This is a genomic window from Aeromonas sp. 82P, from assembly GCF_051919365.1.
In the GTDB taxonomy this organism is placed as follows: domain Bacteria; phylum Pseudomonadota; class Gammaproteobacteria; order Enterobacterales; family Aeromonadaceae; genus Aeromonas; species Aeromonas veronii.
The window spans coordinates 1,404,287-1,430,037 of the sequence record NZ_JBQBEV010000001.1 but is presented as its reverse complement, the minus strand read 5'-3'; the positions used below and the strand labels follow the sequence as shown (position 1 = coordinate 1,430,037).

The 25,751-nt window shown below is 58.0% G+C and carries 27 protein-coding genes; 14 read left to right on the top strand and 13 right to left on the bottom strand.

Translation table 11 applies throughout. The features are described from left to right. Nucleotides 1–374: 374 nt before the first annotated feature. The 3 genes from ACTG2S_RS06780 to ACTG2S_RS06770 all read right to left on the bottom strand — a co-directional run bounded on the left by ACTG2S_RS06780 (nucleotide 375) and on the right by ACTG2S_RS06770 (nucleotide 2,011). Nucleotides 375–815, bottom strand: a complete 441-nt coding sequence (locus ACTG2S_RS06780) for a flavodoxin (protein WP_439982195.1) — start codon at nucleotides 813–815, stop codon at nucleotides 375–377. A 90-nt stretch (nucleotides 816–905) separates the two neighbouring features. Further along, nucleotides 906–1,679, bottom strand: coding sequence for a tRNA pseudouridine(65) synthase TruC (gene truC / locus ACTG2S_RS06775; RefSeq protein ID WP_019445213.1), 774 nt, complete (start codon nucleotides 1,677–1,679; stop codon nucleotides 906–908). Beyond that, nucleotides 1,676–2,011, bottom strand: a complete 336-nt coding sequence (locus ACTG2S_RS06770; protein ID WP_005338596.1) for a YqcC family protein — start codon at nucleotides 2,009–2,011, stop codon at nucleotides 1,676–1,678. Before ACTG2S_RS06770 ends, truC begins: the two co-directional genes overlap by 4 nt. Nucleotides 2,012–2,287: 276 nt before the next feature. Here ACTG2S_RS06770 and ACTG2S_RS06765 point away from each other — a divergent pair, with 276 nt between their 5' ends. The 5 genes from ACTG2S_RS06765 (at nucleotide 2,288) to ACTG2S_RS06745 (ending at nucleotide 5,219) form a co-directional block, all read left to right on the top strand. Further along, on the top strand, nucleotides 2,288–3,328 hold the full coding sequence (locus tag ACTG2S_RS06765; RefSeq protein WP_274160225.1) for a DUF3549 family protein: 1,041 nt from the start codon (nucleotides 2,288–2,290) through the stop codon (nucleotides 3,326–3,328). Nucleotides 3,329–3,439: 111 nt separating this feature from the next. Then, nucleotides 3,440–3,739 carry a DUF3301 domain-containing protein gene (locus ACTG2S_RS06760; RefSeq protein WP_042657215.1) on the top strand — a complete coding sequence of 100 codons (300 nt, stop codon included), beginning with the start codon at nucleotides 3,440–3,442 and terminating at the stop codon, nucleotides 3,737–3,739. Nucleotides 3,740–3,813: 74 nt separating this feature from the next. Continuing rightward, the gene (locus ACTG2S_RS06755) at nucleotides 3,814–4,050 is read left to right on the top strand and encodes a DUF2789 family protein (protein WP_139473975.1); all 237 of its coding nucleotides are present in this window, start codon (nucleotides 3,814–3,816) and stop codon (nucleotides 4,048–4,050) included. Nucleotides 4,051–4,133: 83 nt separating this feature from the next. Further along, nucleotides 4,134–4,430: a hypothetical protein gene (locus ACTG2S_RS06750; protein WP_064338557.1), complete on the top strand. Its 297-nt coding sequence runs from the start codon at nucleotides 4,134–4,136 to the stop codon at nucleotides 4,428–4,430. 3 nt (nucleotides 4,431–4,433) lie between these two features. Next, nucleotides 4,434–5,219 carry a Zn-ribbon-containing protein gene (locus ACTG2S_RS06745; protein WP_042081119.1) on the top strand — a complete coding sequence of 262 codons (786 nt, stop codon included), beginning with the start codon at nucleotides 4,434–4,436 and terminating at the stop codon, nucleotides 5,217–5,219. 92 nt (nucleotides 5,220–5,311) lie between these two features. On the opposite strand, the gene syd is transcribed toward ACTG2S_RS06745, so the two are convergent. Further along, a complete protein-coding gene (gene syd / locus ACTG2S_RS06740) occupies nucleotides 5,312–5,860 on the bottom strand; it encodes a SecY-interacting protein (protein WP_181269137.1) in 549 nt (182 codons plus the stop codon). A 204-nt stretch (nucleotides 5,861–6,064) separates the two neighbouring features. Here syd and queF point away from each other — a divergent pair, with 204 nt between their 5' ends. The 7 genes from queF (at nucleotide 6,065) to ACTG2S_RS06705 (ending at nucleotide 15,289) form a co-directional block, all read left to right on the top strand. Beyond that, nucleotides 6,065–6,913 carry an NADPH-dependent 7-cyano-7-deazaguanine reductase QueF gene (queF, locus tag ACTG2S_RS06735; RefSeq protein ID WP_236381356.1) on the top strand — a complete coding sequence of 283 codons (849 nt, stop codon included), beginning with the start codon at nucleotides 6,065–6,067 and terminating at the stop codon, nucleotides 6,911–6,913. Nucleotides 6,914–7,123: 210 nt separating this feature from the next. Then, nucleotides 7,124–9,406 carry a tetratricopeptide repeat protein gene (locus ACTG2S_RS06730; RefSeq protein ID WP_005338609.1) on the top strand — a complete coding sequence of 761 codons (2,283 nt, stop codon included), beginning with the start codon at nucleotides 7,124–7,126 and terminating at the stop codon, nucleotides 9,404–9,406. An 83-nt stretch (nucleotides 9,407–9,489) separates the two neighbouring features. Then, entirely contained in the window at nucleotides 9,490–11,106 is a 1,617-nt protein-coding gene (locus ACTG2S_RS06725; protein WP_040068492.1) for a GGDEF domain-containing protein, read from the top strand. Nucleotides 11,107–11,254: 148 nt separating this feature from the next. Beyond that, nucleotides 11,255–12,610 (top strand): nucleotide 5'-monophosphate nucleosidase PpnN, encoded by a 1,356-nt coding sequence (gene ppnN, locus ACTG2S_RS06720; protein ID WP_439982194.1) that lies wholly within the window; start codon nucleotides 11,255–11,257, stop codon nucleotides 12,608–12,610. Between the two features lie 135 nt (nucleotides 12,611–12,745). Continuing rightward, nucleotides 12,746–13,546, top strand: coding sequence for a flap endonuclease Xni (xni, locus tag ACTG2S_RS06715; protein ID WP_182962946.1), 801 nt, complete (start codon nucleotides 12,746–12,748; stop codon nucleotides 13,544–13,546). Nucleotides 13,547–13,705: 159 nt separating this feature from the next. After that, nucleotides 13,706–14,713 (top strand): isocitrate dehydrogenase, encoded by a 1,008-nt coding sequence (locus tag ACTG2S_RS06710; RefSeq protein WP_136501477.1) that lies wholly within the window; start codon nucleotides 13,706–13,708, stop codon nucleotides 14,711–14,713. A gap of 117 nt (nucleotides 14,714–14,830) precedes the next feature. After that, nucleotides 14,831–15,289, top strand: coding sequence for a hypothetical protein (locus ACTG2S_RS06705; RefSeq protein WP_201945708.1), 459 nt, complete (start codon nucleotides 14,831–14,833; stop codon nucleotides 15,287–15,289). 82 nt (nucleotides 15,290–15,371) lie between these two features. On the opposite strand, the gene rlmM is transcribed toward ACTG2S_RS06705, so the two are convergent. The 6 genes from rlmM to dinB form a co-directional block, all read right to left on the bottom strand. Further along, complete coding sequence (rlmM, locus tag ACTG2S_RS06700) at nucleotides 15,372–16,466, bottom strand: 23S rRNA (cytidine(2498)-2'-O)-methyltransferase RlmM (protein WP_005338617.1); 1,095 nt, start codon at nucleotides 16,464–16,466, stop codon at nucleotides 15,372–15,374. Further along, nucleotides 16,459–16,845 carry a DUF423 domain-containing protein gene (locus ACTG2S_RS06695; protein ID WP_279503798.1) on the bottom strand — a complete coding sequence of 129 codons (387 nt, stop codon included), beginning with the start codon at nucleotides 16,843–16,845 and terminating at the stop codon, nucleotides 16,459–16,461. The genes rlmM and ACTG2S_RS06695 overlap by 8 nt, the downstream gene beginning before the upstream one ends. A 51-nt stretch (nucleotides 16,846–16,896) precedes the next feature. Next, complete coding sequence (locus ACTG2S_RS06690) at nucleotides 16,897–17,526, bottom strand: alpha/beta family hydrolase (protein ID WP_439982192.1); 630 nt, start codon at nucleotides 17,524–17,526, stop codon at nucleotides 16,897–16,899. Continuing rightward, nucleotides 17,519–18,439 (bottom strand): transcriptional regulator GcvA, encoded by a 921-nt coding sequence (locus ACTG2S_RS06685; RefSeq protein ID WP_201937315.1) that lies wholly within the window; start codon nucleotides 18,437–18,439, stop codon nucleotides 17,519–17,521. The genes ACTG2S_RS06690 and ACTG2S_RS06685 overlap by 8 nt, the downstream gene beginning before the upstream one ends. 284 nt (nucleotides 18,440–18,723) lie before the next feature. Next, nucleotides 18,724–20,865 (bottom strand): methyl-accepting chemotaxis protein, encoded by a 2,142-nt coding sequence (locus ACTG2S_RS06680; protein ID WP_439982190.1) that lies wholly within the window; start codon nucleotides 20,863–20,865, stop codon nucleotides 18,724–18,726. Nucleotides 20,866–20,931: 66 nt separating this feature from the next. Beyond that, entirely contained in the window at nucleotides 20,932–21,987 is a 1,056-nt protein-coding gene (dinB, locus tag ACTG2S_RS06675) for a DNA polymerase IV (protein WP_439983238.1), read from the bottom strand. Between the two features lie 131 nt (nucleotides 21,988–22,118). Between dinB and ACTG2S_RS06670 the strand changes: the two genes are divergently transcribed. Next, complete coding sequence (locus tag ACTG2S_RS06670) at nucleotides 22,119–22,325, top strand: hypothetical protein (protein WP_005338629.1); 207 nt, start codon at nucleotides 22,119–22,121, stop codon at nucleotides 22,323–22,325. A gap of 111 nt (nucleotides 22,326–22,436) precedes the next feature. Here the strand turns inward: ACTG2S_RS06670 and ACTG2S_RS06665 are convergent, their stop codons facing one another. Further along, nucleotides 22,437–22,997, bottom strand: a complete 561-nt coding sequence (locus ACTG2S_RS06665) for a DJ-1 family glyoxalase III (protein ID WP_181269141.1) — start codon at nucleotides 22,995–22,997, stop codon at nucleotides 22,437–22,439. A 37-nt stretch (nucleotides 22,998–23,034) separates the two neighbouring features. Continuing rightward, nucleotides 23,035–23,988 carry a ketopantoate reductase family protein gene (locus tag ACTG2S_RS06660; protein WP_110303313.1) on the bottom strand — a complete coding sequence of 318 codons (954 nt, stop codon included), beginning with the start codon at nucleotides 23,986–23,988 and terminating at the stop codon, nucleotides 23,035–23,037. A gap of 200 nt (nucleotides 23,989–24,188) precedes the next feature. Between ACTG2S_RS06660 and ACTG2S_RS06655 the strand changes: the two genes are divergently transcribed. Further along, nucleotides 24,189–24,671, top strand: a complete 483-nt coding sequence (locus ACTG2S_RS06655; RefSeq protein WP_005338634.1) for a YajQ family cyclic di-GMP-binding protein — start codon at nucleotides 24,189–24,191, stop codon at nucleotides 24,669–24,671. Nucleotides 24,672–24,778: 107 nt separating this feature from the next. Here ACTG2S_RS06655 and ACTG2S_RS06650 read toward each other — a convergent pair whose 3' ends face one another. Beyond that, nucleotides 24,779–25,603 (bottom strand): outer membrane protein OmpK, encoded by an 825-nt coding sequence (locus ACTG2S_RS06650; protein ID WP_429079593.1) that lies wholly within the window; start codon nucleotides 25,601–25,603, stop codon nucleotides 24,779–24,781. Nucleotides 25,604–25,751 lie beyond the last annotated feature (148 nt).

Genomic DNA, 25,751 nt, shown 5'->3' with positions numbered 1-25,751 from the left:
CTCATTGCCAAACCACAACAAAAAGCACATGAAAACCCCTCAAAAACAACAAACTAGCAGAAATAAAACCCCAAAAGGCAAGTTTAAAGCAACAAGAAACCACTTGAAAGCGATACCAACAAAAATATAAGCCATCAGGAAATGTCTCATTAGCTCCACAATTCTTTAAAAACATGATTGAAATCGCTTTCAGCGATTGAACTATTTAGAAAGAACTATGAACATATTTCCACACGAAAGAGGACTCAAAAGAGAAAAAATAAAACAACAACAGAGATAATTTCTGGGAACATATGAGAAATGACTGTTCACAAATAACAATCCCCTGCCGGTTAAAGGTCAGGGGATTGATATGGCTCTATTTCAGAGAATATTCAGGGCTGAATATCCCACTTTTTCAGCCAGCTGAGTGCCACCTGTTCGGGTTCATCGTGCACGGTGGCATCCAGCTCCAGCGGGGGAATCACTCGCGTGGCCCCCAGCTCTTGCAGCAATCCATCCAGCCGACGGCCCGCGCCACAAAAATGGTCATAGCTGCTGTCACCCATGGCAATCAGGGCATAACGCTGCCCCTTGAGCCAGGGTGCCTTATCAGCCAGATCGCTGGCAAAAGGCTGCAGATTGGGAGGAATGTCCCCCTGCCCTGTAGTGGCACTGACCAGCAATAAAAAACGGCCGGGGTCAATGTCCGCCAGCCGTGCTTCTTCGTGCAGAGAACAATGATGCCCCTTGCGTTCCAGCTCATCTGCCAAGGTCTCGGCCACCAGCATGGCTGCGCCGTAGACACTCCCTACCACGATATCGATCTGCGCCATTCTCCTCTCCCTGCTTGAGTCACTCTTTTGAGCAACTCTATCAGCAAGCTGGCGTCAGATGCCACCGGTTCAAGGCTGAGGATCAGGCGCTTAGTAGTCGCTCTCGCTGGCGGGCCAGCCCAGCTCGGCAAACAGGCGCAGCACATCCTGACCAAGTGGCGCCTGGATCCGCATCGGCACCTTGAGCACCGGATGGGTAAAGCTCAGGGTGCGGGCCACCAGCAGCAGCCGTTCGCAGCCAAAGTGCTCGCGAAAGAAACGGTTGTGACGACCATCCCCATGGGTGGTATCCCCGACAATGGGATGGAACAGGTGATCCATATGGCGGCGCAGCTGATGCTTGCGGCCGGTCTTCGGGAACAATCTGACCAGACTGTAGCGACTGGTGGGGTGCTTCTTGGAGACCGCGTGGGGCAGCTCGACCTGATGCAGGCGACGGAAGGTGGTGACAGCATCCTGCGCCGGACGATCCGGGTTGCTCATTGCATCGGCAATCTTGTCCAGCTGCTCCTTGAGGGGGTAGTCGATCACCCCCTGCTCGGGCGCCCAACCGCGCACCAATGCCAGATACTCCTTGTGCACCTGACGTTGGGTGAAGGCTTCGGTCAGTGCGCGGGCAATCACCGGATCGAGCGCAAACAGCAGCACCCCGGAGGTGGGACGGTCGAGGCGATGCACCGGATAGACATGGCGACCACCGATGAGATCCCGGGTCATCTGCATGGCAAAACGGGTCTCGCCCTTGTCGAGCCAGCTGCGATGCACCAGCAGACCGGACGGCTTGTTGACCGCCACCAGCCACTCATCCTGATAGAGCAGAGTCAGCTTCAGGTCACTCTCTTCTCGAGTTTGCGCAGGCATCATTGTTCGATCACTTTGCCGGAAAGCAGCAGATCGAAGCGGGCGATCAGGCGCAGCAGCGCTTCTGCTTCGGCCAGATCCTCTTTGTAGACTTCGCTGGCCATGGGATAGAGGGAGACGCTGGTGGGCAGCGGCGCCTGCAACATCACCAACTGCTCCATGCGCGGGATCAGCACGAACTGCAGCCACTGATCAAAGCTCAGGGTATCGACACAAAAAGGCAGGGTGCTTGCCAGGGCTTCATCACCGGGATGGTCAGCTTGCCAGCGCTCAAGGCGCTGCAACTCGGCGGTGAGTTCCCCCAACAGGCCAGCTACCAGCAAATATTGATTCATCTCGCTCTCTTCCTCATAACCACAGATTGATCCGCTGACCCGACAGGGTCAGCCAGGATACCGATACATTCAGTCGCACAGCACCAGCGATTCAGCCAGCTCGTCGACATACACGGCAGCCAGCGCGGCCTGCCGCCGTTAAAAAAGGGCGATACTATACACCTCCCCCCGCATGGCTGCCATGTTGATATCTGCCGCAACGCGCGTCTGCTGCCACTGGCTATCCTCGGCAAGGGCCTTATAATCGGCCCGCATCACCATTAGCCGGATCTCACCATGTCTGCGACGCCTACTGCCATCAATACCTTGACCGAATTTCTGACTCAGGCTGGCACCCAGTTCCAGCTGTTTGACATGGGCCGCCAGGTGCGGCCACTGGCAAGCGATACCTTTGTGCGCATCGAACAGCAGCAGGAGCCCTACCCCTGGCCGCTGCAGCAGCACGCCTGGCTGGGTGTGCACTTCTTCCAGCCGAGCGAGTCTCGCCACTACCTCTGGTTCCTCAAGTTTGCCCTCGATGAGCGCGGCCTGCTGATGTCAAATGGCCCCAAGCTGTTCATGGATCAGGTGGTGGAGACCCTGGGCTACAAGCTCACCGGCGATCTGGACGAGGAAAAAGCCCAGCGCTTGGCCGACAACCCCTACACCTTCCGCCCGGCGGAGGCAAAAATGGCCAGTCTGCACGCCAAGCTGGCGCGCCAGCTGGAGCAGGCCCCTTCAGCCTATTACGATGCCCTCTGCCACTATCTGGCCGCCCCCAACGACACCGGTTGGCAGACGCTGGGGCTGCAGGGCTTTGCCGATCTGGCCGAGCGACTGCATGATGAGCGCAATCTGGCGCTGATCTGCAAGGCGCTGCCCAAACTGCCGCAAGAGCCGCTCTACGCCCTCTGCCAGAGCCTTGAAAACGCCCCGCTGCCGCCGGCAGTACAAGGCGCCCTGCTCGAGCGGATCGGCAAGGAGCAGGAGTGCGCCGCCCCCAACCCGGAGACCCTGGCCTACCTCTGCCGCGCCATGGCCTCCTGCCCCGGCAGCACGCTGCGCACCAACAAGCTGCTGACCCTGCTGCAAACCCAGCCGAGCCCTGCGCTGCTGCTCGCCATCGCCGGCCGGCTCTGGCCCGATCTGAAAGATGCCAATCTGCTCAGCCACTATCTGGAACAACTGGCACTGCAACCGACCCAGTTCTTCAATCAGGTTTTTGCCGAGTTGGTCACTTTACCAGCCCTGCGCAATGATATGCTGGCCAGACTGCGTGACCCCGAGCGCAGCGATGTGCTGGGCAAGGCCATCGGCCGTCTGTTTGCCTCGGCCTGATCCCTCGCCTCCCCCTCACGCCACGAGGCAACACGGCGGGAAATAGACAAGGAGATCGGGAGTACCGAGCAGGACTCCCGGTTATCGACATCACGATAAGGAAGCCCGCCTATGGGAGAGATGCTCGGAATTTTGTTGCTGATTGCGATTGCCGGCCTGTTCTGGCTGCAACGCCAACAGGCAGAAGTGGCCTGGCAATACATGCGCCGCTACTGCCAGCACCATGATCTGCAACTGCTGTCGCTGGCCCGCAACCGGCGGGAGCTGGCCCGCAATCCCCTGCGGCTGCTGACCCACTATCAGTTTGAATTCTCCAGCGATGGCGAGAGCCACTATCAGGGCACCCTCAAGATGCAGGGGCTGCACGTCGTGGGCGTTGATCTGCCACCCCATCGAATCCCCTCAGCCTGATCCCCAATCTCGTCTCTGCGCCCGATGGCTGTGCCTGTCTATAATCTCAGGGATTAAACAAAGGGAGAGACGAGATGGAACCCCTTGTCCACGATCTGCCAGCCCTGTTTGCCCAGCTCGGGATGGCCAACGACGAGCTGAGCTTGCACCGCTTTGTGCACGACCATCACCTCGACAATGAAACCCTGTTGCCGGAGGCCGATTTCTGGAACGCCGCCCAGGCAAGCTTTCTGCGCGATGCCCTGTGGAACGACTCCGACTGGTGCGAGGCGATCGACCAGCTCGATGTGATGTTGCGCCAGCCCCGCTAGCCGCCCGCCCCTTTCCTCCCCTGCCGGCTTTGGTTAAGATCCCGCCCCGATATCGATCCCTCCTTCTCACCCAGAGCATGCTTATGTCCGCCCACGAGATCATCCGAATTGCCAACGAGCTGGCCGCCAAGGGCCTGACGCCCACCACTGCCATGATCAAGGCCCGCCTCACCCAGCCGGTGCCGATGGCCGAGCTGCTGAAAGTGCTGAGCCAGTGGAAGCAGCAGCCCATCGCGACCGCCGAGAGTGAGCTCCTGCCAGAGGCCGAGCCCCAGCCAGCGCCGGAGCTCACCCTGCAGCAACTCGCCGAACAGCTCGCACGCATCGAACAGAAGGTGGATCGCCTGACCGACCTGCTCCTCCAGCAGGGGCAAGGCTGAACCATGTATATCGTCGAACTCTGCTTTGAGTGTTACCGCGATACCTCCCTTGGCGACGCCGAGCGGGCCATCGTCAACTACCTCGACATGCTGCGTTATCAGGGCCAGATCCTCGGGCGGGAATTCCCCACCAGCATGCACGACGGCTATTTCGTCAGTCGGGTAGTCTGCCCAGAGCAGGATAGTTTGCATCCGGACAACCAGAGCGATCAGGTCAAGCTGGCCGAACAGCAGCTCAATCAGGCCGGACTGCTGGCGCCGAAACTCCAACTGCAGGGGGCGGATCTGCTATCCGACAGCACAGATCCTTGCGGCCAGCAGGGCGAGCGGCCGAGCTGGATGATGCTCTACACCAGCTTCCTGCACACCTGCTCGCCGCTGCGCTGTGGCGACCACTTCGCCCCCATTCCGCTCTACCAGCTGCCCGCAGTCGCCAACGGCGATCAGAAGCAGATCATCAAGTGGCAGGAGGATTGGGAGGCGTGCGATCAGTTGCAGATGAACGGCTCCATCGCCGAACATGCGGCGCTGCACGAAATCGGCGAAGTGGGCAGCCGCCTCTACCGGCGCGGCACCGACCTGGCCAAGCGGCTGGAAGTGCTGAGCGGCATCCCCACCTACTACTACCTCTACCGGGTGGGCGGGTTGAGCGCGGCCGAGGAGAAGGCGCGCCCCTGCCCCAGCTGTGGCGGTGAGTGGGCGCTGGCAGAGCCACTGCACGAGATCTTCGACTTCAAGTGCGACAGCTGCCGCCTGGTCTCCAACCTCTCCTGGGATTTCAAGGATTAAGCGCGTTCCCTGTACGCGATGCCATAAAAAAGAGCCTTGCCGCATGGCAAGGCTCTTTTCGTTCCGATGGGTAACCTTGGCTCGAAGCGGCGCTATTGCGGCAACGTCTCCAGCCGTTCCAGAAACGCCGGCAAAGAGGGAGCCAGCGTCAGACGGCGGCCTGAATCGAGCCACTCCAGCCACACCTGACCACTCTCGTTATCAAGGGAAATGAGCGTCATCTCGTTGCGGGTGGTGGCAATGAAGATGGAGGGGGTTCGTTTTAGCTTGCGCAGCATCAGCAGGTGGCCGATGAGGTTCTCCTTGAGCAGGTCGAGATCCGCGTCGTTCCACGGCAGGATCAGTTCAAGGCGCAGCCCCTTGAAAAGGCAGGGGATGGGGCGGCTGAACCAGTGGCCAAACAGGGCAATGGCGCTGGGATGAATTGTCAGCTCAAGGGCATCGGCCATGGCCGTAAAATCGGCGGGCTCGGGGCGATGGTCAGGACGCCAAGCCACCCGACCATCGGCGGGCTCACCAAGCTGGCAGGGGGAACGCCAGTCCGCCTCCCACTCGCACAGGGGCAGGCCTCGTCTGGCCTCGCCATCACGTTGCCAGCGGGCAAAAAAGTGCTCCAGGGCAGACAAAACTTGATCCGACATCGAAAATCCCCACAATTGCTGGCAAAGTCCGCTATTGCACCACCAAACCCGGTAACAGACAAGGTTGCCAGCCGACCTGGCGACCCGAGAAACAGAACCCGGGATACAGAGAGGCCGACGCCCAAGCCAAACGGCTGCAACCATCCGGTCCTGCAATGGCCCGTTTCATTCCACTCATCATGAGCACATTACGTGAGCAACCCTGTGAGCAAACAAGATAGATACGCCGGGGCCAGCGCCCTGACCGGCCTGAGCCTGGGCCAGCAATCCGATTACATCAGCCAGTACACCCCCTCCCTGCTGCAGCCGGTTCCACGTAGCCTGAACCGGGATGATCTCCAGCTGGGCGATGATCTGCCCTTTAGCGGTTGCGATGTCTGGACCCTCTATGAGCTCTCCTGGCTCAACGCCAAGGGCAAGCCGATGGTGGCGGTGGGGGAAGTGACCATTCCTGCCACCAGTGCGAACCTGATCGAATCCAAATCCTTCAAGCTCTACCTCAACTCCTTCAACCAGACCCGTTGCGACTCTATCGAGGCAGTCGCCGCCATGCTGACCAAGGATCTGAGTGCCTGTGCCGGTGAGACCGTCAAGGTGACCCTGTTCCCCCTCGACCAGGCGCCACACCAGATTGCCCTGCTGCCCGGCGAGTGCATCGACGAGCAGGATATCGAGGTAGACAATTACGAGTTTGATGCGTCCCTGCTGCAAGGGGCAGCCGGTGGCGAACAGGTAGAAGATACCCTGCACAGCCACCTGCTCAAATCCAACTGTCTGGTCACCAGCCAGCCCGACTGGGGCTCTGTGGTGATCCGCTACAAGGGGCCGAAACTCGATCGGGAGAAGCTGCTGCGCTATCTCATCTCGTTCCGCCAGCACAACGAGTTCCACGAGCAGTGCATCGAGCGGATCTTTATCGACCTCAAGCACTATTGCCAGCCTGAGCAGTTGACCGTCTATGCCCGCTATACCCGCCGCGGCGGCCTCGACATCAACCCGTTCCGCTCCGATTTCGAAGCCGTGCCCGCCAACTTGCGTCTGATCCGCCAATAAAGTCGAGTTGCGACAGAGAGGGCAGGCACACTGCCCTCCATGACTGGCAAAAAGGTTTCAATCGATGCTTTACGCAGCAGGGATAAGGAGGCTGGATAATAAAATCCAGACGAAACCCACTTGCCGGCCACCAGCAAACCACAGTAAACGCTGGACTCGCAGGGGGGGGCTTGGATAACATGCCAACACCTCTGCGCCGTCCTTAATCCAATGAATCAACTGTTTTTTCTGGCCATGATGATGTCCTCCCTGTCAGCTCCGAATCTGGATCTGGACAAGGAGCAACTCTCTATCGATCTGCAACAAGCGCAATCGATGGTACTGACCGATCCTGCCAGATGCGTCCAGATCACCACCGCCTTCCTGACGCGCGCAGCCAATAATCCCCAGCAAATCATCAGCAATCGCCAGGAGTTCGGTTATCGCGAGCCCATCCTGAGCTACAGCACGGCGGCCCAGACCATAGGCGCCCACCTGCTCAAAGGGGAGTGTCTGCTGCAACTGGGCCAATATCAGGCCACCCAGCAAGCGCTCGACAAGGCGATGGCGCTGGCAGACAAAGAGCGGCAACCGGAACTCAAGGCCCACGGCCTCTATCTCAAGATCCGCAGTCAGGCCCTCAAACCGGATAACCAGAGCACCAGCCGCGCCCTGATGGATCAACTGGACGAACAGCTGGCCGTCCCCACGCTCAAGCAGAGCCAGCTGCAGATTTATGGCCGCCTGCAACGCACCAGCTACGACATCGAGAACCAGCACTTCGATGATGCCAAGGCCCATCTGGCAGACGCGCGGATCTGGGCCGCCAAGACCCCCAATCCCCTCGCCAGTGCCTGGGTCAGCGCCATCAGCGGCGATCTTTATCGCGCGCTGCAGCAGCCACAGCTGGCACTGGGGGAATATATCGATGCCCAGCAACAGGCCAAAAGCCTCAACGACCCGCTCTTTCTCGGCCTGCTGTCGAACCAGATAGTCAAACTCTATCAGCAGGAGCAGGAGCCCCAAAAAGCGCTGCAGTATGCCAATGAGGCGGCCAACTACTTCCACTCCATCGGCAACCCCTCCCTGCTGTGTGACTCCCTGATGGTGCTGGCGCGACTCAATCGCGAGCAGGGCGACCTCAATATGGCGCTGGTCTACTTCTTCAATGCGCTGGATCTGCTCGATGAGGGGAGCAACCGACCGCAAGCCTCCCTGCTCAAATACGAAATCGGCAAGACCTACCTGCAAAGCGGCAACCTCTCGCTGGCCAGCAACTACCTCAATGCGGCACGTCAGTCCCACGAGCTGAGCGATGCCAAAGAGCCGCTGATCGATACCCTGCTGCTGCTCGGCGAGCTCTATCTGAAGAAACAGGAGGCCGCCATCGCCATCCTGCAGTTGGAGAACGCCCGCGCGCTGGCCAATCAGCTCGGCGATACCCGCCGTCAGTACGAGGTATTCCGCCTGTTGTCGCTGGCCTATGAGCAGAAGGGGTATCTGCGTCAGGCACTCGACAGCTACAAGCGCTTCCACCGTCTTGGCGAGGAGGTGCGCCAGCAGGAACAGGCCATGGAGCAGGCGGCGATCCGCGACAACTATGTCCAGGTCGAGCGGGTGCAACATATCAAGGAGCTGGAGCAGCGGCTTAACAACAGCCAGCATCAGCAGGAGCGCTATCTCTGGTCGAGTATCACCACCAGCCTGCTGCTGGCGCTCTTTATCTACCTCTTCTTCACCCTCTGGCTCAAGCTGCGTACTGCCCGCCTGCAACTGAAACGGACCAATGAGGCCCTGCTGATCGAGCCACGCTCGGGGCTGGCCAACTGGCAGCGGCTGATGAACCGCTGGCCGCGGGAGATGGCAAAGCGCCAGCTGAAATCGGATCGCTGGTACCTCAGCGAACAGCCCTCCAGCGAGTTCGATGACAAGCTGCACTATCTGCTGTTCCGGGTACCTTTCCTGGTCAATACGCTGGAGCGCCACGGCTATCAGGCCAGCAGAGAAATCGAGCAGGCCTTCGGTGCCTATATGGACACCCTGACCCCACAAGATGGCCGTATCTATGACTTGCGTGAAGGACACATGCTCTATGTGGTGCCACAACGCCACGTCACCAACCTGCATCAACTGGCGGGAGACCTGCTGACCGCCATCGCCGCCTTCCCTTGCAACTATCCGCTGGATCGCCAGATCAGCCTCGGGATTGTCAGTCACCCCTTCCTGCCGAAAGCGGCGACCGCGCTCGATCACAATGGCCTGTTTGACCTCTGCTATCTCGCCCTGTCGGGAGCCATTCAGCTCAGTGAAAAATGCCAACAAAACGCCTGGTTGGAGCTCGCGGCGATCGATTGCCAACAAGCGGCATTTTTTAATGGAGATGTGTGGCAATGCGGCCTGATGGCAATTGACAAGGGACTGGTAAAAGTCAATTCTTCTCATGAAAAGCAATGGGTTAATTGGCCCAGCCTTGCAAGGAAGCCGGCAGCCGATAACCACCAGGAAATAATGTAGATAACAGGCGAGGATCGAAACCAAGTTCGACCACTGTTGCTATCCAACACCAAAAACAATAATGACAACAGGGCGACCTGATAATGAATGACATCGCTGCCGTAGCAGGACAATTGGCAAGACTCAGGGAATCCCTTCAGCAGAAACAGCTGGAACTCGACGGCGTGCTGTCGTTTTCCGATGCAGAGCGTGCTCGCGGTATTCAGTTTATCAACAAGTTGATGCTCTCCTGCCGTGGCTTCGACCGCGAGCTGGACAATCGCTTCGCCAAGCTCAAGCAGAAACTGGATAACAACCCCGCATTTACCGCGCTAGACGAGGATCTGCTGGCCATTGAAAAACTGCTGCAGCAGCACAGCAATGCGCTGGAAGAGTCGATCACCCTGACCCAGACCGCCATCGAGCTTGGTTCCAAACAGCTGAAAAACATCAAGGGCTTCCCGGAAGAGACCCGCAAGTCCCTCAAGGAATTTCTGGCAAGTCCCGCCGGTTACGGCATTGCCGATCACCAAAAGAAGGTGATCAAGCTGCTGGAGTTCTACCAGCAGGCGATCAAGATCCAGCTGCTGCCAAGCCAGCCCCTGTTGGCACCTTCAGGTGCAACTCAACAAGAAAGCGATACTGCCAGCAACGATGGCCAGCCCGATGTCGACCCGTTTGATCTAAAGGATCACGCTCGCATCGCCGATGAGCTGCAGCGGCTTATCACCGAACTCGACTTTGCCGGCGCCATCGGCGAGAGCCTGAGTGACATTCGCCGTCAGCTGCTGATCGGGATCAACCCTGCCCTGCTGGCAGAAACCTGCCTGCAGGTGATCGAGCTCATCATCGAAGGCACCCGTGAGGAGCGCAAAGCCTCCCGCGCCTTCCTCAGCTCCCTCAACGAAAGCCTCTCCGCAGTACATGTCGGGTTTACCGAATCCCTCGATGAGGGGCGTGCGCTGCAAAATGAAACTCGCGAGACCCGCGAGGCGCTGGTCAACGAGTTGCAAGCGATCGATCACTCCCTGGCCAGCCATAACTCCATCGATGCGCTCAAGCGCGCCATCTCCGGCCATATGGGCGCCATCAACCTGCTGCTGCAGGAGCGTGACAGCACGGCGGCGCGAGAGCGTCACCTGCTTACCCGCCTCTCCACCATGGAGTCCAAGCTGCGCTTGATGAAGGAGGAGACCGCCGAGTACAAGAAGCGGCTGACCATTCAAAAACACAAGCTGTTCCTCGACAGCCTGACCCAGGTACACAACCGGGCCGCCCTCGATGAACGGCTGGAGCAGGAATACAAACGTTGGCTTCGTTACCGCACTCCGCTCTGCATGGCGATCATCGACATCGATCACTTCAAGAATATCAATGACAACTACGGCCATATGGCGGGTGACAAGGCGCTGAAAGTGGTCGCCAAAGCGCTGCAGAGCGCGCTGCGTGACACAGATTTCATCGCCCGTTTTGGTGGGGAAGAGTTTGTGGTGTTGCTGCCCAACATCAACCCGGACAAGTTCCAGAAGCCGCTGGAGACACTGCGCCAGACCATCAAGAGCATCCCGTTCCGTTTTCGCGATGCCAAGGTGGAGATCACCATCTCCATCGGCGCAACCCTGTTCAAGGATGGGGACAACCCGTCAGATGTGTTTGAACGGGCAGACAAGGCGCTCTACCACTCCAAGCACACCGGTCGGGATCAAGTGACACTGGCCTGACAAGCGGCTAAAAAAACAGCGAACAGTCGTCGCCCTATTTCCCTCCACCCTCTGTTACCACTACTATCGATCTCAGGGGATGCAACATAGCGTCCCCTTTTCTCCCCAGGGAAAAACACAACGATAACAAGTGAGTAAAGGGGAACCTATGATTACGCACATCAATCCCGTCGGCAGCATGGATTTGCTGTCACAGCTCGAGGTGGATCGCCTCAAGCAGACTGCCTCCAGCGATATCTATCAACTGTTTCGCAACTGCTCGCTGGCAGTGCTCAATTCAGGTAGCCATACCGACAGCTCCAAGGAGATCCTGGAGCGATTCAAATCGTTCGATATTCATGTGATCCGGCGCGAGCGCGGGGTCAAGCTGGAACTGTTCAATGCCCCCGAGCACGCCTTTGTCGATGGCGAGATCATTCGCGGCATTCAGGAGCACCTTTTCTCGGTGCTGCGCGACATTCTCTATGTCTCCAATCAGCTCGAGTCCAACCGCCAGGTCAATCTGACCAACTCCACTCATATCTCCAACGTAGTGTTCGCCATCCTGCGCAACGCCAAGGTGATCCTGCCCGGCGCCGATCCCAACCTGATCGTCTGCTGGGGTGGCCACTCCATCAACGAGATCGAATACCAGTACACCCGCGCCGTGGGCAGCGAACTGGGCTTGCGTGAGCTGAACATCTGTACCGGCTGTGGCCCTGGCGCCATGGAGGGCCCAATGAAGGGGGCCGCCGTCGGCCATGCCAAACAGCGAGTGCGCAACGGGCGCTACATCGGCCTCACGGAGCCTTCCATCATTGCGGCCGAACCGCCCAACCCCATCGTCAACGAGCTGGTGATCCTGCCAGATATCGAGAAACGGCTGGAAGCCTTCGTACGCCTTGGTCACGGCATCATCATCTTCCCGGGCGGGGTCGGCACCGCCGAAGAGCTGCTCTATCTGCTCGGCATCATGATGCATCCGGCCAACGAGCGGCAGCCGATGCCCATCATCCTGACCGGCCCGAAAGAGAGTGCCGACTACTTCCGTGCTATCGACGACTTCATCAAGGCGACCCTTAGTGAACCGGCGACCAAACTCTACCGGATCATTGTCGGCGATGCGCCGGAAGTGGCCCGGGTGATGAAAGAGGCGATGCCGAAAATCCGCGAATACCGCAAATCGGTCGGCGATGCCTACTCCTTCAACTGGTCCCTCAAGATTGAGCCAGAGTTCCAGCTCCCCTTCGAACCGGATCACGCCAGCATGGCCAGTCTGGATCTGCACCGCAACCAGCCGCCCCAGTTGCTGGCCGCCAACCTGCGTCGTGCCTTCTCCGGCATCGTCGCCGGCAACGTCAAGGAAGGGGGCATTCGCGCCATCGAGAAGAAGGGCCCCTTCAAGTTGCACGGCGACAAGGAGCTGATGCACCTGATGGACAAGCTGCTGGAGAGCTTCGTCAAGCAGCAGCGGATGAAGCTGCCGGGCAGCCAGTATGTGCCCTGCTACGAAATCGTCCGCTAGGGTACAGATACATCATCGACAGAGGGGCGCATCGGCGCCCCTCTTTATTGGCGCTATGCCTTCCCAACCGCCATCAATCCCCCATAAGGCGAGCGGTTTGTTACAATGGGGCGTCCCGACCGCCAAGAGTGCCCCATGTCAACTATCCGGCCACACCTGCTCATCATCGATGCCCTCAACCTCATTCGCCGTCTGCACGCGGTACAGGCCCAGCAGGCACTGACCCCTGCCCAGGCGCTGGTTGCAACCCGCGCCAACCTTATCAATACCTGCCGCAAGCTGCTGGCCAATAGCGAGCCAACCCATGTCATTGCCGTGTTTGATGGCGAGGTGCATAGCTGGCGCAAAGAGGTCTATCCGGCCTACAAGGAGGGGCGAACTCCCATGCCCCCCGAACTGCGTGAGGGGTTGGCGACCCTGCAGGATGCCTTCTGGGAGTGCGGGGTCGACGCCCTGCTCTCCGAGACCGATGAAGCGGATGATCTTATCGCAACCCTCGCCAGCGGCATCGCCAGCCACGGCCATCAGGCGACCATCATCTCCACCGACAAGGGGTTCTGCCAACTGATCTGCCCGCAGATCCGGGTGCGCGACTACTTCAACAAGCGCTGGCTGGATGCGGCCTTCGTCCAGCAGCAATATGGGGTAGCCCCTGCTCAGCTGGTCGACTTCTGGGCCCTGACCGGTATCAGCGGTTCCAATATCAAGGGGGTTCCGGGGATCGGCCCCAAGACCGCCACCCAGCTGTTGCAACAATATGGCAATCTGGCAGCCATGCTCGAAGCCTGCCAGCAAGAGGACGCTGCCAAGCCACTGATCAAACTGCGCCAACATCAGGATGAGGCCCTGCTGGCCCAGCGGCTGGTGCGCTTGCAGCAGGATATTCCGCTGGGATTCAACCTGCGGGACATCCGCTACCCGCCCCAGCCAGACTAAAGTGCCGAACAAAAATGCAGGCAAGGGCGTGAACCATGACGAGACTCACCCTCGCTGTTGATAAAAGTGAGTAGAATGTAAAGGAATGTGGTTGGTTTGCTGAGTAAATGCTATAAAGCAGCCCCATCCTCCCCTATACCCTGGAAGTGGAACCCTCTCATGTCCAAAAGAAAAATTACCGTGATCCCCGGCGACGGCATCGGCCCCAGCATCATTGAATCAGCCATCCAGATCCTGACCCATGCGGGCTGTGACTTTGAGTACGAATACGCTGATGCGGGTCTGGTTGCCCTCGAGAAGCATGGCGAGCTGCTGCCCCAGGCTACCCTGGATCTGATTGAGAAGAACAAGGTGAGCCTGAAAGGGCCATTGACCACACCGGTCGGCGGCGGTTTTACCTCCATCAACGTCTCCCTGCGCAAGAAGTTCAACCTCTACGCCAACGTGCGTCCGGTCATCTCCTTCAAGGGCACCAGAAGCCGTTACGACAACATCGACATCATCACGGTGCGTGAAAACACCGAAGGGATGTACTCGGGTGCAGGTCAGAAGCGCAGTGATGACAACAAGAGTGCCGAGGCGATGAGCATCATCACCCGCGAAGGGGCCGAGCGCATCGTCAAGTTCGCCTTCGAGCTGGCCCGTCAGGAAGGGCGCAAGAAGGTCACCATCATCCACAAGGCGAACATCCTCAAGTCGACCTCCGGCCTGTTCCTCGAAGTGGCACGTGACATCGCCAGCCACTACCCGGATATCCAGAGCGAAGAGATGATCGTCGATGCCGCCTGCATGAACCTGGTGATGTACCCGGAGCGTTTCGATGTCATGGTCACCACCAACCTGTTCGGCGATATCCTCTCGGATCTCTGCGCCGGTCTGGTCGGCGGCCTTGGCATGGCGCCCGGCGCCAACATCGGCGATGGCGCGGCCATCTTCGAAGCGGTCCACGGCTCTGCGCCTGACATAGCTGGCAAGAATATCGCCAACCCGACCTCGGTGATCCTTGCCTCCATTCAGATGCTGGAGTACCTCGGCATGCAGGATAAAGCAGAACGGATCCGCGAGGCGGTACGAGCTACCATCGAATCCGGAGATCGGGTCACCCGTGATCTGGGAGGCACGGCTTCCACCAGCGAATTCACCCAAGCCATCATCGATCGCCTGTAAGCTAACCAATTGATTTTAAAAGGGAGCCTAGGCTCCCTTTTTTATATTTCCGAATCCTTTGCCACTCCCCAAACAGCAACTATGTTCAATAGAGAAGAAGAACAGGGAGTGTTTTTCATGAAGGGATACGGGTGCTATCTGGTGTCGGGTCTGATGCTGGTTTGTGGCACTGCCAGTGCCTTCGAACCGGCCCAATCAACCCAAATCGCCAAACTGCCACAGCAGGAAAAACGGACTGCCACCGAGGTATGGCGTTCAAGCCTGGATACCAACGACTTGCTCAAGGCGCCCAACCCCCTGTCGTTTGGTATTGAAGTCTCCACCGACAACTTTGGTAATCAAAAGATCACCTCCTACCCGCAGCTCAATCTGACCCCGGAAAAGAGTATCAGTCTGTCAATTGAACGCTTCAGACCCAAGGTCAAATTCAAAGCCGGTGGACTGCATACGGCAATCAGACTGAGAGGGGATGGCATCAAAATGCAGTTCAATCCGGTCGACAAAACCATCCCGCTGCAGATCGAGATCAAGGTGACGGACGACGAATCCTCCCTGCGCCTCGATTACCGTTTCTGATATTTTCCGGCAGCCGAATAGCAAAAGGCCGACAGGTTTCCCTGTCGGCCTTGGTATTTATCGTACGGGCAGAACTGCTACATCACGCCTTGGGCTCGAGTTTGGAGACCCAGTACTTGTTGTAAACATGCACGGTGATCTCTTCTCGATCGTGATAGAGCTGCTTTGCCTGGATCACGAACGCGTTGTCGATCTCCTTGAGCATCTCGCGCAGCACCTCGATATTGTGCACCGACTCGGCATAACGCTTCTTCATCGGCAGCTTGAGGTTGAACATCGCCTCCTGGCAATCGCCCTCACGGAACCAGTCCGCAATCATGTGAACGACCCGCGCCGGTTTATCGACCATGTCGCACACCAGCCAGTAGGTGTTCTTCTTGCTCGGACGCCAGACGAAACCGTCATCCCGGATATGCTTGACCTGACCGGTATCCATCAGGGATTGGGCCATCATACCGTTGTCGACCGCCGTCACCATCATGCCACGGCGCACCAACTGATAGGTCCAGCCACCCGGGCAGGCGCCCAGATCCACCGCCTTCATGCCTGAACAGAGACGCACATCCCACTCTTCCCGCGGCACGAACACGTAAAACGCCTCCTCCAGCTTGAGGCTGGAGCGGCTCGGTGCATCGGCCGGGAAGCGCAGGCGCGGGATCCCCATATGGAATCCGGAGTTGTTGAACGAATAGGAGTAGCCCAGCAAGACATGATCATTGGCCATGAAGAAGGCATGGAACACCGGACGGTTCGGCGTCTCCTTCTTGGTCAGGATCTCGTTGCTGCGCAGCGCCTGACGCAGCGGCACGGTGAACTTGCGGCAGAAGGCCGACAGCTCTTTCGCTTCGTTGGTATCCGCGGTTTCGACCCGCAGATCACCGCAAATGGTGTAGTCACTCACCGCCTCAAGGATCGGGGAGATCCTGTCCGCGACATCCAGATCCTTCAACTCATGGGTGACCACCAGCATCTGGCGGATGAAGATGAGCTCCCGGAACGGCAGCTTGCGAGCCAGCAGGTCCGCCTGCTCCTCGTCATACAGTTCGAAGATCACATAACCGCTGTCGTCCTTGACCCGGGCGAAACCATAGCACTGCATGTTACCGGCACGCTCGGTGATCTCTGCTGCCGCCTCTTTCTCAAAACCGGGGCGGCAATAAAGCAGCAGATTATTCATTTTTTCCTCCAAGACGACAGCCAGCCCAGCAGAGGGCCGTCCATCCCAACATAAAACAGAGGCCACCGGCCGGGGTAATCAACCCCAGCCCCTTGCTGCCAAGCAGCACCATGGCGTAAATACTGCCGGAAAATCCGATGATCCCCAGCACAAAAGCGGTGCCAGCCAGGTGGATCACCCTGCTGCGCACACCACACCAGCCCAGAACCAGCAGGGCCAATGCGTGAAAAAACTGATATTGCACGGCGGTATTGAACGCCGCCAGACGCTCGGGCGTAATGCCGGTCGCCGCCAATCCATGGGCGCCATAAGCCCCCAGCATGGTGGCCGTCAACCCGAAGAGACCAGCCAGTATCAGCCAATGTCGATGGATCTGCATCCTCACTCTCCCTCTCTCATCACGGCTGGCAATCAAACCAACCCTCTCGTGCTATCCATGTCGAGCCACAAAATGGCTGATGGCCGCCGCTGCATGCTGCATATTCTCCTGCTCACTCACGCCACTGGCTTTACGCGGTTTGAAACCATGATCACCATCGGTCAACCAATGGACCGATACGGTGGGTGAGAAGGGGAAATCGGCCAGTTCGGCGCGACTACCGAAGGTGTCGCGCTCCCCCTGCAACAGCAGGGTTGGCACTGCAATATGCTTGAGTACCTCGCCTCGCCAACTGTCGGGCTTGGCCGGAGGGTGGAAAGGATACCCGAGAATGAGCAATCCTGCAGCATTCATCTCACCCTCGCCTTCACGATAGAGTTCCGCCGCCATCCGCCCGCCCATCGACTTGCCCGCCAGAAACAGCCGTGGATGGGCAAACTCGCGGATCATGTCGCGCCAATGGGCTAGCAACACAGGAGCTCTGTCCGGCGGGCGGCGCTTGCCATCCTGTGCACGCTTGGTCATGTAGGGAAAGTTGAAGCGCACCACTTCGATGTCGGGGCCAGCCAGCAGACGTGACAACTCGGTAAGAAAGGCATGATCCATCCCCGCGCCTGCCCCGTGGGCCAGCAAAATGCGAACGGGGGCATCAATTGCCCCCTCGCGGATCACCTCACGCATCGGCGAGCCTTGCCCTGCGACGCGCCTCTTCCAGCTCCACCAGCTCCAGCATCCAGTCGCGGAAGGCCACGATCTTGCCCTGATCCGACTGTTGTTCCTGGCACACCAGATAGAAAGCATTTTTGCTCACCAGCACCTGCTCGAACGGGCAGATAAGGCGGCCGGCCTCAATCTCGGGTTGTGCCAGCACGCTGTGGCCAAGCGCCACCCCCTGGCCGTGGATCGCCGCTTGGATCACCATGGTGGAGTGGCTGAAGATGGGCCCCTGATTGACGTTGGGTGCATCGATATCGAGCTGGCGGAACCAGGCCTTCCAGTCGCGGCGGGAGGTATCGTGCAGCAGGGTATGAAGAGTCAAATCTTGCGGCGTACGCAGCGGTTTGGGCCCGGTCAGCAGCAAGGGGGAACAGACCGGGATCAGGTATTCGGTATGCAGCTTGTCCGAGCGCAGACCCGGCCAGTTGCCGCGCCCGTAATAGATAGCCACATCCACATCATCGGTAAGCGACCCTTCGTCGAGATCGACCGCCTTGATCCGCACGTCGATATCGGGGTGGCGCTCGCTGAACTTGACCAACCGCGGCACCAGCCACTGGATGGCGAAACTCGGCTGCAAACTGACAGTCAACGCCCCCTTGGCACTGCGGGCCAGCAGCTTGTCGGTCGCCTCAGAGATGGAGGCAAAGATGTCCTTGATATCCAGGAAATAGCCCTGTCCCTCTTCGGTCAGCAACAAGGAGCGATTTTTGCGGCGGAACAGCTTGATGCCAAGATACTCCTCCAGCGCCTTGATCTGGTGACTGATGGCCGCCTGAGTCACAAACAACTCTTCTGCTGCGCGGGTAAAGCTTAAGTGACGAGCCGCTGCTTCAAAGGCCTTGAGGGCATTGAGCGGGGGTAAACGACGAGACATGACACCAGCCGACGATGAGTTTTTCTAATGGGGCGCATTATAATTTGTCGGTTGCGGGTCGACCAGTGAATAAACATAATTCGCCCAGCAATCAGTCGTCATATGGCTCACATTTTCTACTACGTGTTGGTTTACATGTGTTTTTAGTGAGTCTTTCGACTGCGATTGTGGTGTTGTGTTTCTTCCTCTGCGGGAAGAGGGGCTCAAATCTCACCGGTTTGACCCAGTCTGTCATCTGAATGTGTTTGGCGCCTCCAGCTGGATGGCGCCTTTTTTCATCCCTTCTATACCTTGAACTGCCCCACCAGCTGCTGCTGCTTGTCCGCCAGCGCAGAGAGCTCGCGACCATTTTCGGCGGAGGTCGCCGCCTCGGCCCGAATGGTGTGACTCACATCGCGAATGTTGCTGACGTTGCGGTTGATCTCGTCCGCAACCCGGCTCTGCTCCTGCGCCGCCCGGGCAATCTGCTCGTTCATCTGATGGATGGTGGAGACCGACTGGATAATCTGCTCCAGCACCTGCACCGAGAGATCCACCTTGGCGAGGGTCTCGTCAGCCTGTCCGTGACCATCGCGGATCGCCTTGACCACGGCGCCGGTACCGGATTGCAGTTGGCTGATCAGGGTCTGGATCTCGACGATGGCATTCTGGGTGCGACCGGCCAGATTACGCACCTCATCGGCCACCACGGCAAAGCCACGACCCTGCTCACCGGCCCGCGCAGCCTCGATGGCCGCATTGAGCGCCAGCAAGTTGGTCTGCTCGGCAATTCCCTGAATCACGGTGAGAATATCGTTGATGTTGTCGCTGTTGGCGGAGAGTCGCTCCACCACCGGCTGGGCATCGTTGATGATGGTCATCAGCTTGCGCATCGCCTCCTGGGTGTCGGCAACGACATATTTGCCCTCTTGCGCAGCGGCATCAGTGGTGTTGGCAGCCGCCACCGCCGAGCCGGCATTACCGGAGACCTGCAACGCCGTGGCGCTCAGCTCTTCAAATGCCGTCGCCACCAGATCGATCTCCTGATACTGGGCCTGCATGCCGCTGCTGGTGCGCTCGGCCACCTGCGCGGCCCGCTCGGCACTGTTGCGCGTACCGGAGACGGTATCAATCACCTGACTGATGGTGGATTGCAACTTGTTGAGGAAGCTGTTGAACCACTTGGCCAGCTCGCCGATCTCGTCTTGCCGCTGGATCTCGATACGCTGGGTCAAATCCCCCTCGCCGCTGGCGATATCCTTGAGACGGGCAACCACGGCGCGGATGGGCGCCACAATCTGGCGCGCCATCAACCAGATAAAACTCAGGGCAACCAGCGAGATCAGCCCCCCGATTGACAGCTGCGAGACCACGCTGCGATTGGCCTCACTGGCCAGCGCATCTTGCAGTTGCTGGGCCGAGGCCAGCACTACTGCCCGTGGCAATTCAATGTAGATGCCCCATTTACGGTCGGTGCCACGCATGGATACCGGGACAAAGGTCTGCAACAGGGCTCCGTCGCTGCTCCAGCGAGTCAGCTCCTGACCCTGACTGAGCCAGCCTTTCAGCTCGCTGGCCAGCCCCTGATACTTCTGATCCAGCCCACGCCCCATGGTCACATCGAACTCATCGGCTCCCGCCACGCGCCCCTCGTGACTGACCAGCAAGATTCTGCCCTTGCCGTCATAGAGCTCCTTGTCCATGGTACTGACCAGACTCTGCAAAGTGGCCAGCGAGATATCGACCCCGACCATCCCCAGCAAGGTCTCCTGCTCCAGCAGCGGGACCGTCACCGAGGTCATCAATATCTGTTTATCGCCCACATCGTCCAGATAGGGCTCCAGCAGGCAGAGGGCACGGGTGCGAATGCTGCAGCGATACCACTCGTTTTCGATGCCACCAGCCTCGGTCGGGCTCTCATCGGCCAGTACATCCTCATTCTGCACTTCCGGCTCTATCTTGCCGTTGTCATAGGCCCAGTAACTGGAAAAACGCCCCTTGTCGTTGGAACCGAGCGCCGTTGAGCCCTGATAGTTGCTGTCTTCCCCATCCAGCTGATCAGGCTCGAACACCGCATAGACACCAAGCAGATTGGTCGATGAGGCAACGGCATCGTGCAGTTGCTGATTGACGGCGCTGCGCAGCGCCTCCGAATGGACAAAGTTCTCGGCCGCATTCTTGCGCTGGAACAACACGCTCTCCGCCAGCAAACTGGCGCGGAAATAGGCTTCATCGAGATAGCTGGTCACCTTGGCCGCCTGCTCCGAGCCCATCGCCTTCATCCAGTTCTCGGCAGACTGCTGCGCCTCGTGCATGGTGGCTTGCCGCACCTGCTGTTGCATCTTGTTCGCGTTGTAAATCGAAGAGGCAACCAGAGCGGCGGCTGTCACCAACAGACAGCAACCGGCGATTAGGGTAATCCGACCCTGGACAGAAAGAGCGCTCATGCCAATATTCCTACGTCATACAGATATGGATAGATTATCGACTTTATAAACAAAAACTTAACTCTCTCACAGCAAATCCAGCGAGAGTTGATTAACTTCACCCTCTTTTGGCAAACCCACCACCAAGCCCAGCAGACGAACCGAACGCCCTTGCGCCCGCTGTAGCCCCTCTTTGAGCAGGGGGACGAACAAGGCTGGCTGATAACCACCCTGACTGCGATAGACAGTGGTCTGGTGGAAGTCGGCAAACTTGAGCTTGATCCCCTGCCCCATCACCTGTTCGGCAGGGCACGCCAGCTGAAATCGCCGCTCCAGCTCTGGCAGCAGTTGCTGCAATACCGTCAGGCAGGCGGCTTCGTCACAAACATCGCTCGCCAGGGTGGTCTCCACCCCGATGGTTTTGCGGATCCGGTGCGCCTGCACCGGCTGTTCATCCAGCCCCCAGATCCGGGTCGTCAACATCTCCCCCAGCTTGCCAAAACGGCTGCACAGCTCTTGTGCCGACAAGGCCCGCGCATCCTCACAGGTGTAAAGCCCCTGAGCCTCCAGCCGCTCGGCAGTCTTGCGCCCCACCCCGGGCAGTTTGCCGAGGGGCAACTGGCAGACAAATTCGGCCACTTCGTCGGGACGAATGACAAACAGACCATCAGGCTTGCGCTGCTCCGAGGCGAGCTTGGCGAGAAACTTGTTGGGGGCCACTCCGGCCGAGGCGGTCAATCCCAGTTCGGAGACGATGGCTTGCCGGATCTCTTGCGCCATCAGGGTGGCGCTGCCGCCACAGCAGCGGCTGTGGGTCACATCGAGGTAAGCCTCATCCAGCGACAGCGGTTCAACCTGATCGGTATAGCGCAGGAAAATTGCTCTGAGCTGACGGGAGATATCCTTGTACACCACCATTCGCCCCGGGATCAGTACCAACGGCGGGCAGAGTTTTTTTGCCAATGCACTCGGCATGGCGGAGCGCACCCCGAACCGGCGCGCCACATAGTTGCAGGTCGAGATGACGCCGCGCCGCTCGGAGGACCCACCGATGGCAAGCGGCACCTCCCGCAACGCCGGATTGTCCCGCATCTCCACCGCGGCAAAAAAACAGTCCATGTCGATATGGATGATCTTGCGCATACCACTGTATAAATAAACAGACATGGCATCATCTTACCCCAAGGATAACCGCAGCTCTATCTCTCTCGTTGCGGCTAAAATAGTAGACTCCAAGGAGACCTTTACTACCACAATGACAAGGAGCGTTCGGGATGAAATATCTTTGGTTGGGACTCTGTTTGCTACCGTTGACCGGCATCGGCAAGAACAACCCGACGGCAGAGTGCCGCTGGCTCTACGACCGGATTGAGATACTGGAACAGGCCATCAAGAAAGGGGACAAGCTCGGCACAGAGCAAGAATTGGCACGCTGGAAAACTGAGTACAACAAAAAACAGTGCTCACAGTACGACTACTGAGCCGGACAAGATGGCGTGACCGACAACGGCAGATAACAAACGGGCCCCGATCAAGATGACCGGGGCCCATTTTTCAAAGCATGACCAGCTTGATTCTGCAGCAGAGTGCGCTCAAGGCAGCACCATAGGGCCAGCCACGGCGGTAGCCACCTCATCCCCGCGCAGCACCCGAACCAGTTCGAGCGCAAACTCGATGGCACTGCCCGGCCCCTGGCTGGTGATAAGGCGATGAGCCTCATCCCTGACTACCCGCTCATGTGACAGCTGCGATGTCGGTAGTCGGGGCTGAAAGCCGGGATGACAGGTAACGATGGCACCACCCAGCAGACCGTGATGTTGCAACACCACCACAGGGGCGGCGCAGATGGCAGCACGCCAACGACCAAGAGCGGCCTGCTCTTTGAGCAGATCAATGGCCAGCGGGGTATCGCGGATCACTTCACTGCCGGGCAAACCGCCGGGCACCACGATGGCTTCAAAGTCCCGACGGGTTAGCTCGTCGATATGACAATCGGCCACCAGCTGCACCCCGCGCGACGCTTTTACCTGCCGGGATCCGGCAGGGCAGCAAGAGGCCAGCACCACCTCGATACTGGCGCGCACCAGGGTATCGACAATCGCAACCGTCTCTATCTCTTCCGACCCGGGGGCCACCAGCACCAGTACACTCACGTTCGCCTCCTTGCTGCTTGCTCTGTCATGTAACGGCTCAGGCGGCCTGACTCTTCTCTTTGATCGCCTGATAGAGACCCTGATTGACCGGTACGGCAATGCCATGCCGGGCAGCCTTGGCCAACAGGAAGCCGGTGATGGCCTCAATCTCGGTCTCGCGTCCCAGCTCCATATCCTGATGCATGGAGGAGTAATTGTCAGCGGTCAGTTCCACCACTGTCATCACCCGGCGCTGCAACTCCTCTGCCGTGGTCGCAATCCCTTCGGCACACATCACATCCGCCACTTCCACGCAGATCTGCTGCAGGGCATCGGCAAAACGGGGGCCAGCCAGCTCGCCATTTTTCAGCTTGTAGAGGGCAGTCAGGGGATTGATGGCGCAGTTGATGGCCAGCTTTTGCCACTGGCGCGTCAATACCTGTTCATCCCAACCAGCCTGACCCAGTGCCAGCGCCAGCTCGTCCGCGAGCGCGGCATGGGCCTTGGCGGCATCGTTGATCGGGCCAAGCCAGGTTTCACCCTTGCCAGTATGACGGAACACGAAATGGCCGCACTGCATGGCGCCATGGCTGGTGACACCGGCAATCACCGGATTGTGCGGGAACATCTCGACCACCTGCTCGGCAATCCCCATCCCGTTGTGCAGCAGCACGATCGGCACGCCGGCATCTAGCTTACCCACCAGCGGCGTCAGTGCGGCAATCACCTGACTGGCCTTGGTCATCACCAGCAGACGCTGGATCTTGCCGGGTTTGCTGACAAACCCGCGCTCGATATTGAGCAGCTGGACATGCCCCTCCAGCGAGGTGAAATCGATCCCCGGATGGAGCGTGGACTTATGATGTTCGCGCAACAAGACACGGGTAGATTGACCGCTCTGGGTCAGCAGGGAGGCAAAAACGCCGCCGAGGGCGCCACAACCCAACAGCGACCACTTCGGAGTAACGGGTGGAATAACGGGCTGTCGGGAATTCTTTAATCCGCTTGGCATGGTGTGACTCTGTCAGGGTAAGGGTTGCAATCCTCTCAACCTGTTACCGGGGATAAGTGAAGATGTCGCTGGTGGACACTAACGGGTCCACCCGTCCTGTGCGCAGGGGATTCTAGCAGAGCAACCCCATCAAAATCAGCAAATTTGCCCGTTTTCTGGTAGATTTGCCCCCCGATAACGCAACATGAGGAGCTCCGGCTATGCCGTCATTCGATATTGTCTCTGAAGTCAAAATGAACGAGGTGTTGAACGCAGTCGACAACGCCAATCGTGAACTGGCCACCCGTTTCGATTTTCGTGGGGTAGAAGCCAGCTTCGAGTTGAACAAGGAAGAGGTAAAGCTGGAAGCCGATGCTGATTTCCAGCTCAAGCAGATGGTCGAAATCCTGCGCGGCGCCCTGCTCAAGCGCAACATCGAAAACAGCTCCATGGAAGTGGGTGACTCCGTTCACTCCGGCAAGCGTTTCCACCTGACCGTCAAATTCAAGCAGGGGATCGAGAAAGAGATCGCCAAGAAGCTGGTCAAGCTGATCAAGGACTCCAAAATCAAGGTACAGGTCGCCATCCAGGGTGATGAAGTACGTGTCACCGGCAAGAAGCGTGACGATCTGCAAGAGACCATGGCACTGGTCCGTGGCGCCGAACTGGGTCAACCTATGCAGTTCCAGAACTTCCGCGACTGATTTATCCACTCAGCCGTGGCGCACTTGATGACTCGCGCCACGCTATCTACATCGCGGCCATAAAAAAACCGGAGCAGATGCTCCGGTTTTTTGTACCCCAAGTTTTATTAGAACTTGTAGGAAACAGAGAAGTAGTGACCAAAACCTGTTGATTGGCTCAAGTCGCTATTCTGAATACCATAAATTTCATGGAAATATTTCAGATCATAACCAGCGGCAAAGCGGTCAGAGTGCCAGTGGATACCATTCAGGAAGCCCAGGCCGCTACTTGCACGATCAGCTTGATCATAAGTGTCCATATCAAAGGTGTAATCCAGATAACCTTGATAGGAAATGAAACTACCGTTAGCGAAGGTATAGAACGGTTTGAACCAGTTCATAGAGAACTGATAACCATTCCAAGAGCTCTCTTCTTTCTTGAAATTAGAGTTCTCATTAGAATAGCGAGCGTACAAGTTCATCGGCACTTTGCCAAACCAAGGAACCATCACGTCAGTACCAAGACCAATCAGATTCTCCATCTGACCATCGGCAACATTGTTCAAAGAAGCGACATACCACTCTTGAATCGGACCAACAGAAAGATCTTTACCAGTCAATGCATCAAGTGACAAACGAGGCGCAAATTTCATAAAGATATTTTGCTTATCGTGCTTATCACTGTGCTTGGTATCCATGATATCAAACACATCAACATAACCGTAAAGATCGAACATTCCAGAACGGCCACCGAACTCCATTTCAAAATAGGTGTCGTTATAGTTACCATCAGCTGTGAACGTCGGACGCTGGTCAATAGTATGCATTACGTTGAACTGCATCCATTTGAAATCATTCTTGTGGATATCACCGCTGTAGTCAGCAGCGAAGGCCGGGGTAGCGGCGGCAGCCAGCAGACCGGCAGCGATCAGAGTCTTGGTAAATTTGGCCATTTTATTGGTCTCTTGTGCGTTAGTTGAGGTTTTCCGTAGCCTGCCCACAAGGAGCGAGAGGGATTCTAATCAAATAAAATTGGGGGTGAAACAACTTCTCGGGAACTTTATCCGGAAGTGTGAATCTAATCACCCCCGACTCTACGCA